10 protein-coding genes, 1 tRNA gene and 2 pseudogenes are annotated in these 14482 nt (G+C 65.0%); 8 read left to right on the top strand and 5 right to left on the bottom strand.

The window, feature by feature from the left end; translation table 11 throughout:
• Nucleotides 1–1335, bottom strand: a complete 1335-nt coding sequence (locus JOF57_RS07210; protein WP_209915294.1) for a M20/M25/M40 family metallo-hydrolase — start codon at nucleotides 1333–1335, stop codon at nucleotides 1–3.
• Nucleotides 1336–1431: 96 nt separating this feature from the next.
• Here JOF57_RS07210 and JOF57_RS07205 point away from each other — a divergent pair.
• Nucleotides 1432–1517 (top strand) — tRNA-Leu (locus JOF57_RS07205).
• A 25-nt stretch (nucleotides 1518–1542) separates the two neighbouring features.
• Here JOF57_RS07205 and JOF57_RS07200 read toward each other — a convergent pair.
• A complete protein-coding gene (locus tag JOF57_RS07200) occupies nucleotides 1543–2742 on the bottom strand; it encodes an IS481 family transposase (protein ID WP_209912946.1) in 1200 nt (399 codons plus the stop codon).
• Between the two features lie 531 nt (nucleotides 2743–3273).
• On the opposite strand from JOF57_RS07200, the pseudogene JOF57_RS30825 reads away from it, so the two are divergent.
• From JOF57_RS30825 to JOF57_RS07170, 5 genes and pseudogenes are all read left to right on the top strand, one after another.
• Nucleotides 3274–4226, top strand: a pseudogene (locus tag JOF57_RS30825) (IS3 family transposase); the annotation flags it as partial.
• Nucleotides 4227–4348: 122 nt separating this feature from the next.
• A complete protein-coding gene (locus tag JOF57_RS07185; protein WP_234713714.1) occupies nucleotides 4349–5698 on the top strand; it encodes an IS30 family transposase in 1350 nt (449 codons plus the stop codon).
• A gap of 4 nt (nucleotides 5699–5702) precedes the next feature.
• Nucleotides 5703–6026 (top strand): annotated as a pseudogene (locus JOF57_RS07180) (integrase core domain-containing protein); the annotation flags it as partial.
• Nucleotides 6027–6058: 32 nt separating this feature from the next.
• Entirely contained in the window at nucleotides 6059–6712 is a 654-nt protein-coding gene (locus tag JOF57_RS07175; RefSeq protein WP_209915291.1) for a hypothetical protein, read from the top strand.
• Nucleotides 6713–6757: 45 nt separating this feature from the next.
• Nucleotides 6758–7363 (top strand): hypothetical protein, encoded by a 606-nt coding sequence (locus tag JOF57_RS07170; RefSeq protein WP_209915290.1) that lies wholly within the window; start codon nucleotides 6758–6760, stop codon nucleotides 7361–7363.
• Between the two features lie 26 nt (nucleotides 7364–7389).
• Here the strand turns inward: JOF57_RS07170 and JOF57_RS07165 are convergent, their stop codons facing one another.
• The 3 genes from JOF57_RS07165 to JOF57_RS07155 form a co-directional block, all read right to left on the bottom strand.
• Entirely contained in the window at nucleotides 7390–7896 is a 507-nt protein-coding gene (locus tag JOF57_RS07165) for a hypothetical protein (protein WP_209915289.1), read from the bottom strand.
• Between the two features lie 135 nt (nucleotides 7897–8031).
• Complete coding sequence (locus JOF57_RS07160; RefSeq protein WP_209915288.1) at nucleotides 8032–9381, bottom strand: alpha/beta fold hydrolase; 1350 nt, start codon at nucleotides 9379–9381, stop codon at nucleotides 8032–8034.
• Nucleotides 9382–9397: 16 nt separating this feature from the next.
• Nucleotides 9398–11230, bottom strand: a complete 1833-nt coding sequence (locus JOF57_RS07155; protein WP_307869975.1) for a S8 family serine peptidase — start codon at nucleotides 11228–11230, stop codon at nucleotides 9398–9400.
• A 212-nt stretch (nucleotides 11231–11442) separates the two neighbouring features.
• Between JOF57_RS07155 and JOF57_RS07150 the strand changes: the two genes are divergently transcribed.
• Nucleotides 11443–13296: a peroxidase family protein gene (locus JOF57_RS07150; protein WP_209915285.1), complete on the top strand. Its 1854-nt coding sequence runs from the start codon at nucleotides 11443–11445 to the stop codon at nucleotides 13294–13296.
• Entirely contained in the window at nucleotides 13293–14420 is a 1128-nt protein-coding gene (locus JOF57_RS07145) for a catalase family protein (RefSeq protein ID WP_209915283.1), read from the top strand. The genes JOF57_RS07150 and JOF57_RS07145 overlap by 4 nt, the downstream gene beginning before the upstream one ends.
• Nucleotides 14421–14482: the final 62 nt, after the last annotated feature.

The raw sequence follows: 14482 nt of genomic DNA, 5'->3' as shown, positions 1-14482 counted from the left end.
TCAGCAGTTCCGCAAAAAGTGTTCCAGAACGCCCGCGCCGAACTGCAGCGCGTCCACCGGCACCCGCTCATCGACACCGTGGAACAGTGCCGCGAAGTCCAGTTCCGGCGGCAGCCGCAGCGGAGCGAACCCGAAGCAGCGAATCCCCAACCGCTGGAACGACTTCGCATCGGTGCCACCCGACATCATGTAGGGCACGGTGCGGGCCTCGGGATCCATCGCCAGGATCGCCGCGTTCATCGCGTCCACCAGATCACCGTCGAACGTGGTCTCGTACGACGGCAGGTCCCGCTCCCAACTGCGCGTGACGTCGGGGCCGATCAACGCATCGACCTCGCGCTCGAAGGCCTCCTTGCGGCCCGGCAGCACCCGGCAGTCGATCACGGCCTCCGCCGACGCCGGGATCACATTGGCCTTGTAGCCGGCCTTGAGCATGGTCGGGTTGGCGGTGTCGCGCAGGGTGGCCGACACGATCCGGGCCACCCCACCGAGTTTGGCGATGGTGCCGTCCAGGTCCGGCGAGTTCACGTCGAAGTCGTAGCCGGTCTCCTCGGCCACGGCGGTGAGGAACTGTTCCACGGCCGGATTGAGCACCAACGGGAACTGGTGGCGCCCCAACCGGTCCACCGCACCGGCGATGGCCGTCACGGCGTTGTCGTCGTGCACCATCGAGCCGTGCCCGGCCCGGCCGCGTGCGGTCAGCCGCATCCAGGCCAACCCTTTTTCGGCGGTCTCGATCAGGTACAGCCGACGCTCCCCGCCGTCCTTGCGGGGCACGGTCAGCGAGAACCCGCCCACCTCACCGATCGCCTCGGTCACACCGTCGAACAGGTCGGGTCGGTTGTCCACCAACCAATTGGCGCCGTAGGTGCCGCCGTGTTCCTCATCGGAGACGAACGCGAACACCAGATCGCGAGGCGGAACGATGCCGGACCGCTTGAAATGCCGGGCCACCGCCATGGTCATCCCGACCATGTCCTTCATGTCCACCGCGCCGCGGCCCCACACGTAGCCGTCCTTCACCGCACCCGAGAACGGGTGCACGCTCCAATCGGCGGGCTCGGCCGGGACCACGTCGAGATGCCCGTGGATCATCAGCGCGCCACGGGAGGAATCGGCGCCGGGCAACCGGGCGAAGACATTGCCGCGGCCGGGCGCACCGGCCTCGACATATTCGGTCGTGTAGCCGACCTCACGGAGTCGGTCGGCCACCCATTCCGCACAGTCCGCTTCCGGCTTGGAGGTGGCCGGGTCACCGGTATTGGAGGTGTCGAATCGGATGAGCGCACTGACGAGATCGACCACCTCGTCCGCGCTGGAGGCGGGGACAGTCACAGTCACATTCGTACCACCGATTCGCTCCGGGACACCGGTTTGGGTCTGGGGCACTCGATCCGTTAGCCTTAAGCGCCCAGCCCGAGTGGCTGGCAAGTCCGAGTGGCGGAATGGCAGACGCGCTAGCTTGAGGTGCTAGTGCCCTATTAACGGGCGTGGGGGTTCAAGTCCCCCCTCGGACACAATTGTGGTGAGTCGGGTCATGGGTTACACATGAGTCGAGTCATCGGTTACAGAATTCCCCGGTCTTTTGGCCGGGGTTTTTTGTTGGTTGGGCCAGTAGTTGCGGTCGGGGTTGATCCGGTGGCCAGCGATGAGGTGGTATCCGGTTTTGCTGATGATGGTGACGTTGGTGGTGGTGACCACAATGAGTACCGGGGTATGGGCATGGCGGCGTCCGATGCCCAGGTGGTGTAGTCGGCTGCCGTGGCGCAGAGTGAGTTTGCCGAATTGATCGACGGTGTCGTGGCGGATGCGGAAGTGTTCGATCATTGCGTCCGGGGTGGCTTTGGGTCGGCCGGTGTAGGCCTGCGCCGGTGTGGTGGCGGCTGGCAGGGCTCGGTGGGTGCGTTCGGTGTTGTAGATGATGCGGAATTCGTCGAGCAGGTGTTGCAGGTCGGCCAGGGTCGATGGTCGGGGGCGGGCGGCCAGCCAGCGTTTGAGGGTTTGGTGGAAGCGTTCGATTTTGCCTTGTGTTTGTGGGTGGCCGGGGCGTCCGTTCTTTTGCGTGATGCCCAGGCTGGCGATAAGTCGTTCGAAATCGTTGTGGCCGTGGGTGAATCGTGAGGTGTAGACCGATCCGTTGTCGGTCAGGGTGGATGCCGGCGGGCCGTAGATGTCGATGAGGGTGGTGAAACTGGCCACGATGTCGGGTCCGCTGACGCGGGTAAATGCGGTGCAGTACAGCAGGTATCGGGAGTGGTCATCGAGCCAGTTGAGGATCTCGATGTCGGTGCCGTCTGCCAGGGTCCAGTGGGTGAAGTCGGACTGCCAGCATTCGTTGGGTTGTTCGGCGGCGAAGCGGTGATAGGAGCTGCGGGGCCGTTTGTGGGGTTGCGGGGCGATCAGTCCGTGATGGTGCAGGATGCGTCGGATGGTGGAGGTCGAGGGCACCGGTAGCTGTTGTTGGGCCAGGTGTTCTTGCAGGGTGATCGGGCCGGCGTCGAGGCCTTGTGCGGTGAGTTTTTCGCGCAGCAGCACGATCGCGGTGATGACCTCATCGCTGACTGCACGGGGGTTGCTGGCGGGGCGCCGAGAGCGGGGATCGACGGCTTCCAGACCGCCTTCCCGGAAACGTTTGAGCAGTCGGTGGATGTGTTGACGGGACATCCCGTAGGTACGGGCCGCGGCGCTGACCGACAGATGACCGGAGACGATTTCCAACACCACCACGCGGGCTTTCGACATGAATCATGACTGTCACCTATGACGCGACTCATCGAGGTGCCATCGCAGGTGTCACCCATGTCCCGACTCAGGTGTCACCTATGTCGTGAACTCACACACCCCCTCGGACACAATTTGTTAGCTAACTAAATCGCTGGAACCCGCTCCATCTGCATCGGAGCGGGTTTTTCGTTTGCCGAGTTGGTGAGCAGTGCCGGTGGTGGCAATCGCATCGCCCTCGGGCACCAATGTCATCACCTCCCTCATCAGCGTCGAGCGGGCAACGAATCCGCGAGCGTTCACTGGCGTGCCCCCCTCTTCGTGTCCGACGGTGTGCACTTCACGAACCGCTGCTACGCCCCTGGCTTGCGGAATTTCTCAGGCTCTTGAACTCGGCATCGAGACCGCGTGTCCGACCCCTCGAATACGTTGCGGGCATGATCGACGACGACGACGAATTCGGATCCGAACAATCCCGCAGTCTTGCCTACCTGATCATGAATCACCCCGGGTTTGATGCACACCTTCTTTCGAGGGAAGGTAGTTCGCATCATGCCGAAGAGATACGACGAGGAGTTCAAGGCCCGAGCGGTCCGGTTGGTCACTGACCATCTCGAGGAGTACGACACCCGCACCGCCTGCATCACCGCGGTCGCCAAGCGGTTGGGAGTGTCCTACGAAACGCTGCGGCGGTGGATCAACCAAACTGAGGTCGATACCGGGGTCCGCGACGGGGTATCCACCGACATCTCGCGCGAGAACCGGGAACTCAAGCGTAAGAATCGTGAGCTTGAGGAAACGATCGAAATCCTCAAGGCGGCAACAAGTTTCTTCGCGCGGGAGAGCGACCCGCGACGCCGTTGATCTGTGCGTTCATCGCCGAGCATCGTGCTCGGTTCGGGGTCGCTCCGATCTGCCGCGTGCTCACTGAGCACGGCTGCAAGATCGCTCCGAGAACCTTCTACGCCTGGCTGTCGCGGCCCCCGTCAGCGCGGGCCTTGTGGGACACCGTCATCACCGAGGTGATGGCCGGCTACTACGAGCCCGACGAGGCGGGCCGCCGCAAGCCGGAGTCGTTGTACGGCGCGGTCAAGATGTGGGCTCACCTGCAACGCCAGGGCATCACGGTGGCCCGCTGCACCGTGGAACGCCTCATGCGGGCCAACGGATGGCAGGGGGTGACCCGGCGCAAAAAGGTCCGCACCACGATCGCTGACCCGGCCGCAGCCCGCGCTGCGGATCTGGTCAAACGCCGGTTCCGGGTGCCCGCCCCCAACATGCTGCTCGTCGCCGATTTCACCTACGTGCGACTCGCCTCTGGGGTGTTCGTCTACACCGCGTTCGCCATCGATGCCTACGCGGGGCGGATCGTGGGCTGGACGTGCTCGGCCAGCAAGGAGGATCGGTTCGTACGCCAAGCCATCCGGCACGCCGCGCTACTCAGAATGAGTCAGGGCAATCCGTTGCTGGGCAACACTATTCATCATAGTGATGCGGGGTCGCAGGGCGGATTCAACTGGTCGTCGCAACACCTTGATCACGGAGGTGTGGTGTGGCCAAGCGTAAGGACGCGGAATCGGTTGGTAGGCGACGGCAGTGGGCGGCTGACCGTGCGTTGCGGCCTGCGATGCGCTCACCAGGGCGCCCGGACCCGTCGCGGTCGGTGCAGCGTCAGTTTTGGCGGCTGATCGCCCAGGGTGTCTCCACCGACGACGCAGCCGCAGAGGTCGGCGTGTCGACACCGGTGGCGACCAGGTGGTTCCACCACGCTGGCGGCATGACGCCGATCAGTCTGGATGAGCCCACGGGCCGGTATCTGTCGTTCGCCGAGCGGGAGGAGATCGCACTGCTACGCGCCCAGGGCGCCGGGGTGCGTGAGATCGCCCGCGAGATCAAGCGTGACCCCTCGACAGTTTCGCGGGAACTGCGGCGCAACGCAGCCACCCGCAGCGGCACGCAGGTGTACCGCGCAGGGGTGGCGCAGTGGAAGGCCCAGCAAGCAGCAAAGCGCCCGAAACCCGCGAAACTGGCAGTCAACCCGCAGCTGCGTGAGTACGTGCAGCAGCGGCTCGATGGCAGTGTCCGCGGACCCGACGGCACCGCCGTCGCAGGTCCGCAGACCAAGGCCTGGAACGGCCGCAACAAGCCGCACCGACAAGACCGACGGTGGTCGACAGCATGGAGCCCGGAACAGATTGCCCACCGCTTACCGCTGGATTTCCCCGATGATGAGTCCATGCGCATCAGCCATGAGGCGATCTATCAGTCCTTGTTCATCGAGGGGCGTGGGGCGCTCAAACGGGAATTGGTCGCGTGCCTGCGGACCGGTCGTGCGCTGCGGGTCCCGCGGGCCAGGACACAGAACAAACCGCAGGGACATGTCACCGCGGACGTCGTGATCAGCAAACGCCCTGCCGAAGCCGCCGATCGCGCAGTTCCTGGGCATTGGGAGGGTGATTTGATCATCGGTGCGGGCCGGTCGGCGATTGCCACCGTGGTGGAACGCAAGAGCCGCTCGGTGATGCTGGTTCACCTTCCCCGCCTCGAGGGGTGGGGTCTGGCGCCGCCGGTGAAGAACGGGCCGGCGCTCAGCGGCTACGGCGCCGAGGCGATGAACGCTGCCCTGATCGCCTCACTGGCACAGCTACCCAAGCAGCTGCGTCAGACGTTGACATGGGACCGCGGCAAAGAGTTGGCCGCGCACGCCCAGTTCACCTTCGACACCGGAACGAAGGTGTTTTTCGCCGACCCGCACTCGCCATGGCAGCGGCCTACCAACGAGAACACCAATGGCGTTCTGCGTCAGTACTTTCCGAAAGGCACCGACTTATCTCGATGGTCGGCTCAAGACCTCGAAGCGGTCGCACTGACGCTCAACAACCGACCCCGAAAGGTCCTCGGCTGGAAGACTCCCGCCGAAGTCTTTGCCCAACAGCTACACTCACTCCAACAACCCGGTGTTGCAACGACCGATTGAACCCGCCCAGTACACCTCGGTGCGGTTCGGAGAAACCCTGTCCCTGTCGGGGCTGATCCCGTCAATCGGAACGGTCGGGGACGCCTTCGACAACGCCCTGGCCGAAACGACCATAGGGCTGTACAAAACCGAAGCCATCCGCGACGACTCGCCATTCCGACGGGGCCCGCTGCAACGGCTGGCCGACGTCGAGATGCTCACCGCCGACTGGGTGCACTGGTACAACACCGATCGGCTCATGCACCGCCTGGGCCGCATCCCACCGACCGAATACGAGGCCATCTACTACGCTACAAACACAGCCCAACCAGAGGCTGCACACCCATAACCACGTGTGCATCAAACCCGGGGCGATTCATCATGTCGAGCCGCGAGGGCAAGCCGCTCGACGCGGCCGGAGCTGCCTATATCTACGGGTGCGACGTCGATGCGCTGGCCGCGGCACACGCCGAGCACCTGGAGGAATCGCGAGAGTGGAGCGCTTCTGCGCTCCAGGCGCGCAAGGCGGGCGCGGAGGCCGAAGCGGAGGGCTGCCTGAGCGAAGCGCGCGCGTGGGCCAGCGGTGCAAACCTGTTGCGAGACGCCCGACGGCTGTGCAGCGCGCGCAATCTTGCCACAGTGGTGTGGCCGCTGCACGGGCACGTGTGTCGCTATCGGGACGCCGGATCACGACGCGGGCACGCGGCGCACCTGGCGAGTCAGCGTCTGGGCCTCACCGAAGCGGGAGGTGACACCCTGGCATGCTGTGAGGTGCGGTGCTGCGCCGAAATATGTTGCGGCGGCGAGCATTGTGACTGCTGTGAATACGTGGCCGGTCATTCCCGATGCCGCGTCTGTGGACAGTTCAGCACGCTACGCGCAACCCCGCCGGAGGTGGACACTTCCGGCGTCCAACACGATCCTTTGGTCATAGCAGCCGAGCAGCACGAGAAACTCACGGAGGAACAGTTGTACGCCGCGTTCGATGCCGCTGTCGATCAGTGGGCCCGCGAGGTTGGGGTGCGCCGACTCTAGGCTCTGATTGCACAGATCAACGACAGCAGCGTTTCGGAGAGGAACATGGCACTGCATATCTCCCAGCAGGAGTACAAGCCACTGCGGCTTGAGGGCACCGAACTGTTCGAGGGAACCGGTGCAGAGATCGCGCCTACCCTGACCGCCTTCTGGCAATGGGGCGCATCAGATTTGCTGTCGAATGCATTGCGCGGCCTGCTCGCCGAGTTCATCGTTGGATCCGCGCTCGGCTGTGTAGATGGCGCTATTCGCCGGGAGTGGGACGCATACGACCTCGAAGCGAACGGTATCAAGGTCGAGGTCAAATCAACGGCGCGGCTGCAGACCTGGCACCAGGACGACTATTCGACGCTCCGCTTCGATATTCCTAAGACAACCGGGTGGGACGCGAGGACCAACAAACCGCTTCCCGGTCCGCCCTGTCGTCAAGCGAATGTGTACGTATTCTGTGTGCTCACCGCAGGCGACAAGGCCACGGTCAACCCAATGAACTTGAGTCAGTGGGAGTTTTACGTAGTCGCAACCAAAATGCTCGATGAGCTAGAGGACCAGAGGACCATCACCCTGACCTCATTGTTGGCGCGGTTCAAGCTGGCGCCGATCAGCTATGCGGAGCTCGCCGATGCTGCCATGAGCGCCACACCTCGTTGAACGTCAACAAAATCCGGCCGAGTTCGTCAGGGTCGGTGCGCCCCTCCTGCTCGGCTCGCCAGCAAGCAGCCAGGGTCCGGTAGGCCAGACGGAGGTTCGACCAAGACGACACCCTCGCCGACGGTGTCGCAGTTGACGGTCTTGCGCAGTGCCGAAGTCCCACCCGGGACGGCAAACACCTTCCGCCGCAGCACTTTCGGGTGCAGCTTGGACGGAAGGCGATCGGCGACCATGACGTCGACCGTCTCGGCATCGCCAGCACCCCGGCCGAAACGGTGCACCGGCCCGTTGCCGACGGGTTCACGCAGGCCATACCCGAGCCGTTCCAATTCGTCCCGGACACCACCGAATGTGGCCGAACCGGTCTCGATATGCAGGATCATGTCGACATCACGGGTAGCACGGGTCAGCAGCAACCCCGCCGCCCACGCCGTCGCAGGCGTCCACGGGCGCCCGTTGTGGCGTACCTGGTTGGCCAGCCGATGCACCGACGCCCCGTCCAACAACAACGCACCACCCACCGTGCGCGTCACCGTCAACTCCCCCGCACGAGCGAGCCGCGCGACCTGCCGCGTCGAGACCCCCAGAACCTCGGCACCTGGTCATCGACTCAGGTGAAAGGTCTCGAATCGTGTCGTAAGGGGACAAGTCACCCCTCGGACACCCAATCAGGCCGGGTTCAATTTTCCGGCGGCGGCGGCAACCCAGGTCAATTCCTCGTGGAAGATGTCGCTGTGCGCCCCCGAGGGGCTTTTGTCCTCGACCACTATCTCCGACGAATTCAGGTTCAGAATCTGACCGGACTGGAACGGGTAGGTCGTATTCACGGTGCCCAGGCTCTGGGTCTGCGACTGGTACGCGCCGTGCGATCCCATGGCCCGCCACCGGAACAGCGGATCGTCGGCCCCGGCCGCATCCTCGCCCGCCGCAGCCGAGGCGAGCGGGTAGAACATCCCCAGCGCCCGGTCATGACTGGAGAAACAGACCGTCAGCGGGCCGTCGATACGGGTCAGTTGCCCAGCCAGCTCACCCGCACCCTTCCGGAACGGCAACCGCTCGGTGAACGCGAAGCGGGAGTACGCGCCCTGCAACAAGGTCACGGCTTTGACCGGTGAGGGTTGAACCTCGGTCATCCCGGCGATGGCATAAGACACCACCCGGGCCCCGAAACTGTGCCCGACCAGGTGGATCCGCAGCTCGGGGAAGTCGGCGTGCAGTACATCGATGGCGGGGCCGAGCCCGCGCCGGCCCACCACACCGGCGCGGTTCTTCATCTTCCAGTAGCTCAGCTGGCGCAGTGCCTCCTTGGCGCCGCGCCACAACCGCCCTGCGATGTCACCGAGGCCAGCCGCTCCCCCGCCCTCGTCCTCATCGAATTCCACACCAGCAAAAGCCAATTCGTCAGCGAAGGTGGTGAACAGCTGCTCCGGATCCTGGTGTTCGGCGAGCATCCCCGGACCCGCGTCCGGAGCATCACCTTCACCGTCGTTGAACCCGGTCTGGGTGGCGGCACTGAACGCGCGCAGCGCATCGAGCAGTTCCGGCAGGCGGTCGCTGCTCGGCGGGGCCGCCAGCAGACCGGCGATGGTGTCCAACTGCTCCTTGCCGTCGGGAAACATCTCCTTGAGCTCGTCGAGCTGGGCCGGATCGATGGCCACCGGCCCAGCGGGCGTCGCCACCACCTCGTCACCCAGCGCGGCCGCACCCCCGCCGTCGTGCGCCGCCGGTCCGGGAAAATCTGGGATCGGCTCGTCACGCCAGAGTTGAGACGGCCACCTCAGCCCGACGAAACCGACCGCGCGGGCCGGGTCGAGTTGTGGAGCCAACAGCCCGAACCACCTCTCGTACAACGACGCCGCAGCCGCTTCGTCGTTGTTCCAGCCGTGGGAGAAGATGATCAGATCGGTCAGTCCCGCGGCACCGATCCGACTCTTGAGATCGGCCAGCACCGCTGGATCGGGACGGCCCTCGGCATCGAACACCAGTCGCCAGATCCGGTCTGCCACATCGTTGGTCATCGGAGTGCCTTTCAGGTCAAACGGATTGCAACGCACGCATGAGATCGACCATGCCGCTGCCCTGGAATGCCGGGTCGCGGTTCAGCGAGGTCGCGGAGTCGACGAAGATGCGTTTGATCGCCTCCGGTTCGCTGACGAACTCCCGCTGCACCGACAGGAATGCCGCGATCGCGCCGGACACGTGCGGGGCCGCCATGCTGGTGCCGCTCTCCTCGACGTACACCGGCACGTCGGGCTCGACGTCGATCTGGTTGGTCACGGCCTCCCGGCGGGTTCCGGCCGCGGCCGAGGTGATGCGTTCACCCGGCGCGACCAGGTCGGGCTTGCGTCGGCCGTCCCCGGTGGGGCCGCGTGAGGAGAAATACGAGACACCGAAGGTATGCGGTGAGCTGCGGTGCGTGGAACCGACGGTGATCGCGCTTTCGGTGTTACCGGGATCGTTGATCGTCATGTCCGCGGTGAACTTCACCGAATCCTTGCTGAATGCCGTATTCAGTGACACATAGCCGGAATTGCCCGCGGCCACGACCACCACGACGCCCGAGCGCACGGTCTTGTCGACCTCGATACACATCGGGCTCTGGCCGCAGGCGTACCACTGGGCGTCGAATTCGTATCCGAGGCTGAGGTTCACGCCGTGTATCCGCGGCACCCGCTCACTTCCGGCGTTGAGCTTCCTGACATAGGCCAACGCCTGCATCACCCGGCTCACCCGGGAGGTCTGGTCCCCGGGCCCGAGTACCTTGAGGCTCACCAGTTTGGCCTTCGGCGCCATGCCCGCCAGGCGGTCCGGATTCGAGACCGTACGTGGTGCGGCGATCGGATCACCACCGTGCTCAGGGTCATTGAGTCGTTTCTCGATCACCACGACGTCCGCGGGCTTGCGGCCCACCAAACCCCCGGCGATGATCCCGGCCACGTGCGTGCCGTGCCCATCGGTGTCGGTCAGCGGAGCGTCACCGCCGGTGAAGTCGTGGTGCAGATCGACCACTGACGGATGCCGTAGGTTCTGGTATTCCGAGAAGTGCGCGTGCGTCTCGTCGATACCGGAATCGACCACGGCCCAGACGATCCCCTCGCCGTAGCTGTCGAACGACCTTTGGGCCGCGACGGCCTTGATGGTGGTCGAGGAGGCGTCAATCTGGGTGTGCACCTCGAAGTCCGGCCAGATCCGGTAGACCGCCCGTTCGGACCAGGTCTGCGGGACGGCATCGGCCGACACCAACGATTTGATCTGGGCCGACGTGAGATCGCCTGCCATGAACTGATCGGCCAGCGGCACCGGAATACCTGCCGCACCGACCGATTCCCACAGTCGCTCGACCTTCGCGATCGCGGCGGCCACCGACGGCTGGAACGTCAGGTTGAGCTCGATCATGATCGGTATGGGCGTGGCGTCGCCTTCTTGCGCCATCGCCGTGCGCAGGGGCGCGGTCACGACCCCGGCCAGCACCGGGTCACGCTTGGGTGGTTCGGGCGTCCCCACTTGCGGTGGCGGTGCCTCCGAGGGAACCACGGCCCGCACCGCCGGCTCCGCGCCGACCTCAGCGCGTTCGCGGGCACCCGCGACGGCTGCGCGGCCGGTGTCGGTCAATTGCACCCGTGCGCTCTTCGGCGCCTTGGCGGCAACCAGCTTCTTCCGACGCAGTCGGGTGACAGCATCCTGAACACGGTTGTGCCAGTACGGTTTGTCGTTCTCGTACTGCCGGTCCCGCTCGTCGAATCGGGACGCGAATCTGGCGGCGACGGTCTCGGTCAGCAGCGCCATGTCCGCGGGCGTGCCGGCCTGATCCAGATCCCCCAATGCGCTGAGCACCCGATCTGCCCAGACTTCCCCCGTTGAACTCACCGCGCTCCTCGGCATACTCAACCACCCCAGGTTTTCCTGCGTCGATTGATCGTCGCTCAGCCGAGCCACCCGCACACGCGTATTTGACTACTCGAAACACGCAGGAACCGACCGGGTCGGATCGAGTAGCCCACTACTCATGTCATTTCTGCTTCCGTGCACAACAATCGTGGCCAACAGGCTCGATATTTCGGCCGGAGGGAAAACAGCGAATGGTGACCACGCCGAGACAGGCACCAGCATTCGTCGCCGCTGTCTGGTCCCGGTCGCGATCGCTGGCGGCCACCCTCGCAGCCAGGATCGCCCAGCAGATCGATCAGACGGTGGGCTGGGCCCGGCTGCCCAAGCCGGTTGGATTGATCGTTCTGATCGGGCTGCGCCATCAACTGCGAACGTCGAATCTGTATGCCGCCGAGCCCGCCCCGGTCCCGCCGGGCGATCCTGCCGGCGTCGGCAACTATCTGGGCGCCCGCACCCGCGACGGGTCCTACAACGATCTCGAAGACCCCCGGATGGGTGCGGTGGGTTGCCGGTTCGGCCGAAACGTCCCGCCCGAACACTCCTACCCCGAATCCGCGCAGCGACTTCTCTCCCCCAACCCACGGCTGATCAGCCGCACCCTACTGACGCGCGAGGTTTTTCAGCCCGCGACCACACTGAACCTGCTGGCCGCGGCGTGGATTCAGTTCGAGGTGCACGACTGGTTCGCCCATGGCTCGGTTGCCGCCCGACCCTGGGTGGTACCGCTGCGCGACGATGATCCGTGGCCGCAGCGGCCGATGCGGGTCGAGCGCACCCCGCCCGACCCGCACCTCAGCCCGGTCGGCCCGCCCACCTTCGTCACCCAGGAGTCGCACTGGTGGGATGCCTCCCAGATCTACGGGACCACACCGGCATTCGCCAGTGCGCTGCGCGCGCCCGAGCACGGCAAGTTGCGTATCGACGATTCCGGGCTGCCGCCACCCGAGGTCGAAGCGACGGCTGACCTCACCGGCACCGCGGGGAATTTCTGGGTGGGCCTGGCCCTGCTGCACTCGTTGTTCATGCGCGAGCACAACGCCATCTGCGACCACCTGGCCCGGGAGTACCCCTACCTCACCGGCCAACAGCTCTATGACAAGGCGCGCCTGGTCAATTCCGCACTGATGGCCAAGATCCACACCGTGGACTGGACGCCGGCCATCATCGCGCACCCGACCACGGTGACGGCCATGCGCGTCAACTGGTTCGGCCTGCTGGGCGAGAAGCTGGGTCCCCGGCTCCGGCGAAGCCTCGGCAGCAGTCCCCTGTGGTACGGCATCCCGGGCTCACCGACCACACATCACGGCGTGCCGTATTCGTTGACCGAGGAGTTCGTCGCGGTGTACCGGATGCACCCGTTGATTCCCGACGAGTTCACGTTCCGCTCGCTGGCCGACGACCGCGTCACCGCGCAGCACGAGCTACCCGAACTCTCGGTGCTCAATGTGCGTGCTCGGCTGGGCGAGAGCCCGATGGCCGACCTGTTCTACTCGTTCGGCCGTGCCCATCCCGGGGCGTTGTCGCTGCACAACTTCCCCAGGCACCTGCAGCACATGCACCGCGTCGACGGCACCCTGATCGACCTCGCCACGATCGACGTGCTCCGGTGCCGGGAACGAGGCGTCCCGCGCTACAACGAGTTCCGAAGGCTGTTCCGGCTCAAGCCGGTGAAGACCTTCGAGGAGCTGACCGGTGAGACCGCCCTGGCCGCTGAGCTGCGTGAGGCCTACGGCGACGACGTCGACCTGGTCGACCTGATGATCGGTCTGTACGCCGAGCCCAAACCGCCCGGATTCGGCTTCAGCGACACCGCATTCCGGGTCTTCGTCCTGATGGCCACCCGGCGGCTGGAAAGCGACCGCTTCTTCACCACCGACTTCCGCGACGAGACGTACACCGTCGCCGGCATGAAGTGGGTCCGGGACAACGACATGCGCTCGGTGTTGTTGCGCCACTTCCCCGACCTGGCGCCGGCTCTGGCCGGCGTGACGAACCCGTTCGCCCCCTGGACCCCTGTCTCCCCCACCAGAAAGGCATCCGCATGACCGAAGCCATGGCCCCCGCCGACGTACGTCGCATCGTCGAAAGCCTCAGCCCGGTTCGTTACCGCGACGATCTCGAGCAACCCAAGGCGGGTGAGGCCGAGGACATCGAGAAGATCATCGAGTCTCTGCACAAGAACAACACCCGCGCCTACAAGAAGTTCAAGCACGGACTGCGCGACGCGCATGCCAAGAGCCACGCCATCCTGCGCGGCGAACTCATCGTCAACCCGGACCTGCCGGCAGTGCTCACCCAGGGGATGTTCGCCCAAGCGCGCAGCTACCCAGTGGTCGCCCGCATCTCAACCACCTCAGGGGTATTGCGCAGCGACCGGAACCGTGGGGTGCGCGGGCTCGGCATCAAGGCCATCGGCGTGCACGGCGAGCGCGCGATGAAGGACCCGAACGACGAACCGAATGTGACGCAGGACTTCGTGCTCGTCACCCACGAGGAATTCCTGTTCGCCGACGCCCACGCGTACCGGAAGTTAGGGATGCTGAGCGCCACCCTGCTGGCCCGGTTGTCCGACGGCGCGCTGTGGGCCGGTAGTGAACTGCTGGGCGCGCTCAAGAAGATCGGCCTGCCGATACCGGAGAATCTGGCGGTATTCGTCGCCCCCAATCGTCCCATCCTGGGCGAGACGTTCTACTCGTCGGCCCCGATCCGGTACGGCGACTACGTGGCCCGCTTCAAATACGAACCGACCTCGCCGGAGGTCAAAGCGCTTGCCGATCAGACTCTTCCGCGCAATCCGGGCCAGGACGAGCATCGCGATCTGATCATGACCTTCTTCGAAAAGCACTCCGCGGAGTACACATTCAGCGTGCAACTGTGTCTCGACACGGAGAAGATGCCGATCGAGGATGCGACGAAACCCTGGGACTCGCCGTACCTGCCGGTGGCCAAGGTGGTGTACCCCGAGCAGAATCCGTACAGCGCACTGCGCCGCGCGTACGGCGACGACGTGCTGTCGTTCAACTCGTGGCGTGGCCTGGAGGCCCACCGGCCGCTGGGGTCCATCAACCGGCTGAAGCTCAAGGTGTACGAAGCGTCGAGCGACTTCCGGCACCGGATGAACCGCATCGAGCGGCATGAGCCCTCTGACATCTCCGAACTTCCGGACTGACGCCAGCGAACGGGAAATACTTGCAATGGGAAGAACATTCGCCACCGCGGCCGACACACGAC

This window comes from Mycolicibacterium lutetiense (assembly GCF_017876775.1).
Taxonomy (GTDB): Bacteria; Actinomycetota; Actinomycetes; order Mycobacteriales; family Mycobacteriaceae; genus Mycobacterium; species Mycobacterium lutetiense.
Note: the sequence above shows the minus strand (reverse complement) of the source record. Positions and strands in the feature narration are given on the sequence as shown.

Coding starts and splice junctions, on each gene's coding strand:
- JOF57_RS07200 (WP_209912946.1), bottom strand. CDS start 2,742: ATGTCGAAAGCCCGCGTGGTGGTGTTGGAAATCGTCTCCGGTCATCTG.
- JOF57_RS07185 (WP_234713714.1), top strand. CDS start 4,349: ATGCGCTCACCAGGGCGCCCGGACCCGTCGCGGTCGGTGCAGCGTCAG.
- JOF57_RS07175 (WP_209915291.1), top strand. CDS start 6,059: ATGTCGAGCCGCGAGGGCAAGCCGCTCGACGCGGCCGGAGCTGCCTAT.
- JOF57_RS07170 (WP_209915290.1), top strand. CDS start 6,758: ATGGCACTGCATATCTCCCAGCAGGAGTACAAGCCACTGCGGCTTGAG.
- JOF57_RS07160 (WP_209915288.1), bottom strand. CDS start 9,381: ATGACCAACGATGTGGCAGACCGGATCTGGCGACTGGTGTTCGATGCC.
- JOF57_RS07150 (WP_209915285.1), top strand. CDS start 11,443: ATGGTGACCACGCCGAGACAGGCACCAGCATTCGTCGCCGCTGTCTGG.
- JOF57_RS07145 (WP_209915283.1), top strand. CDS start 13,293: ATGACCGAAGCCATGGCCCCCGCCGACGTACGTCGCATCGTCGAAAGC.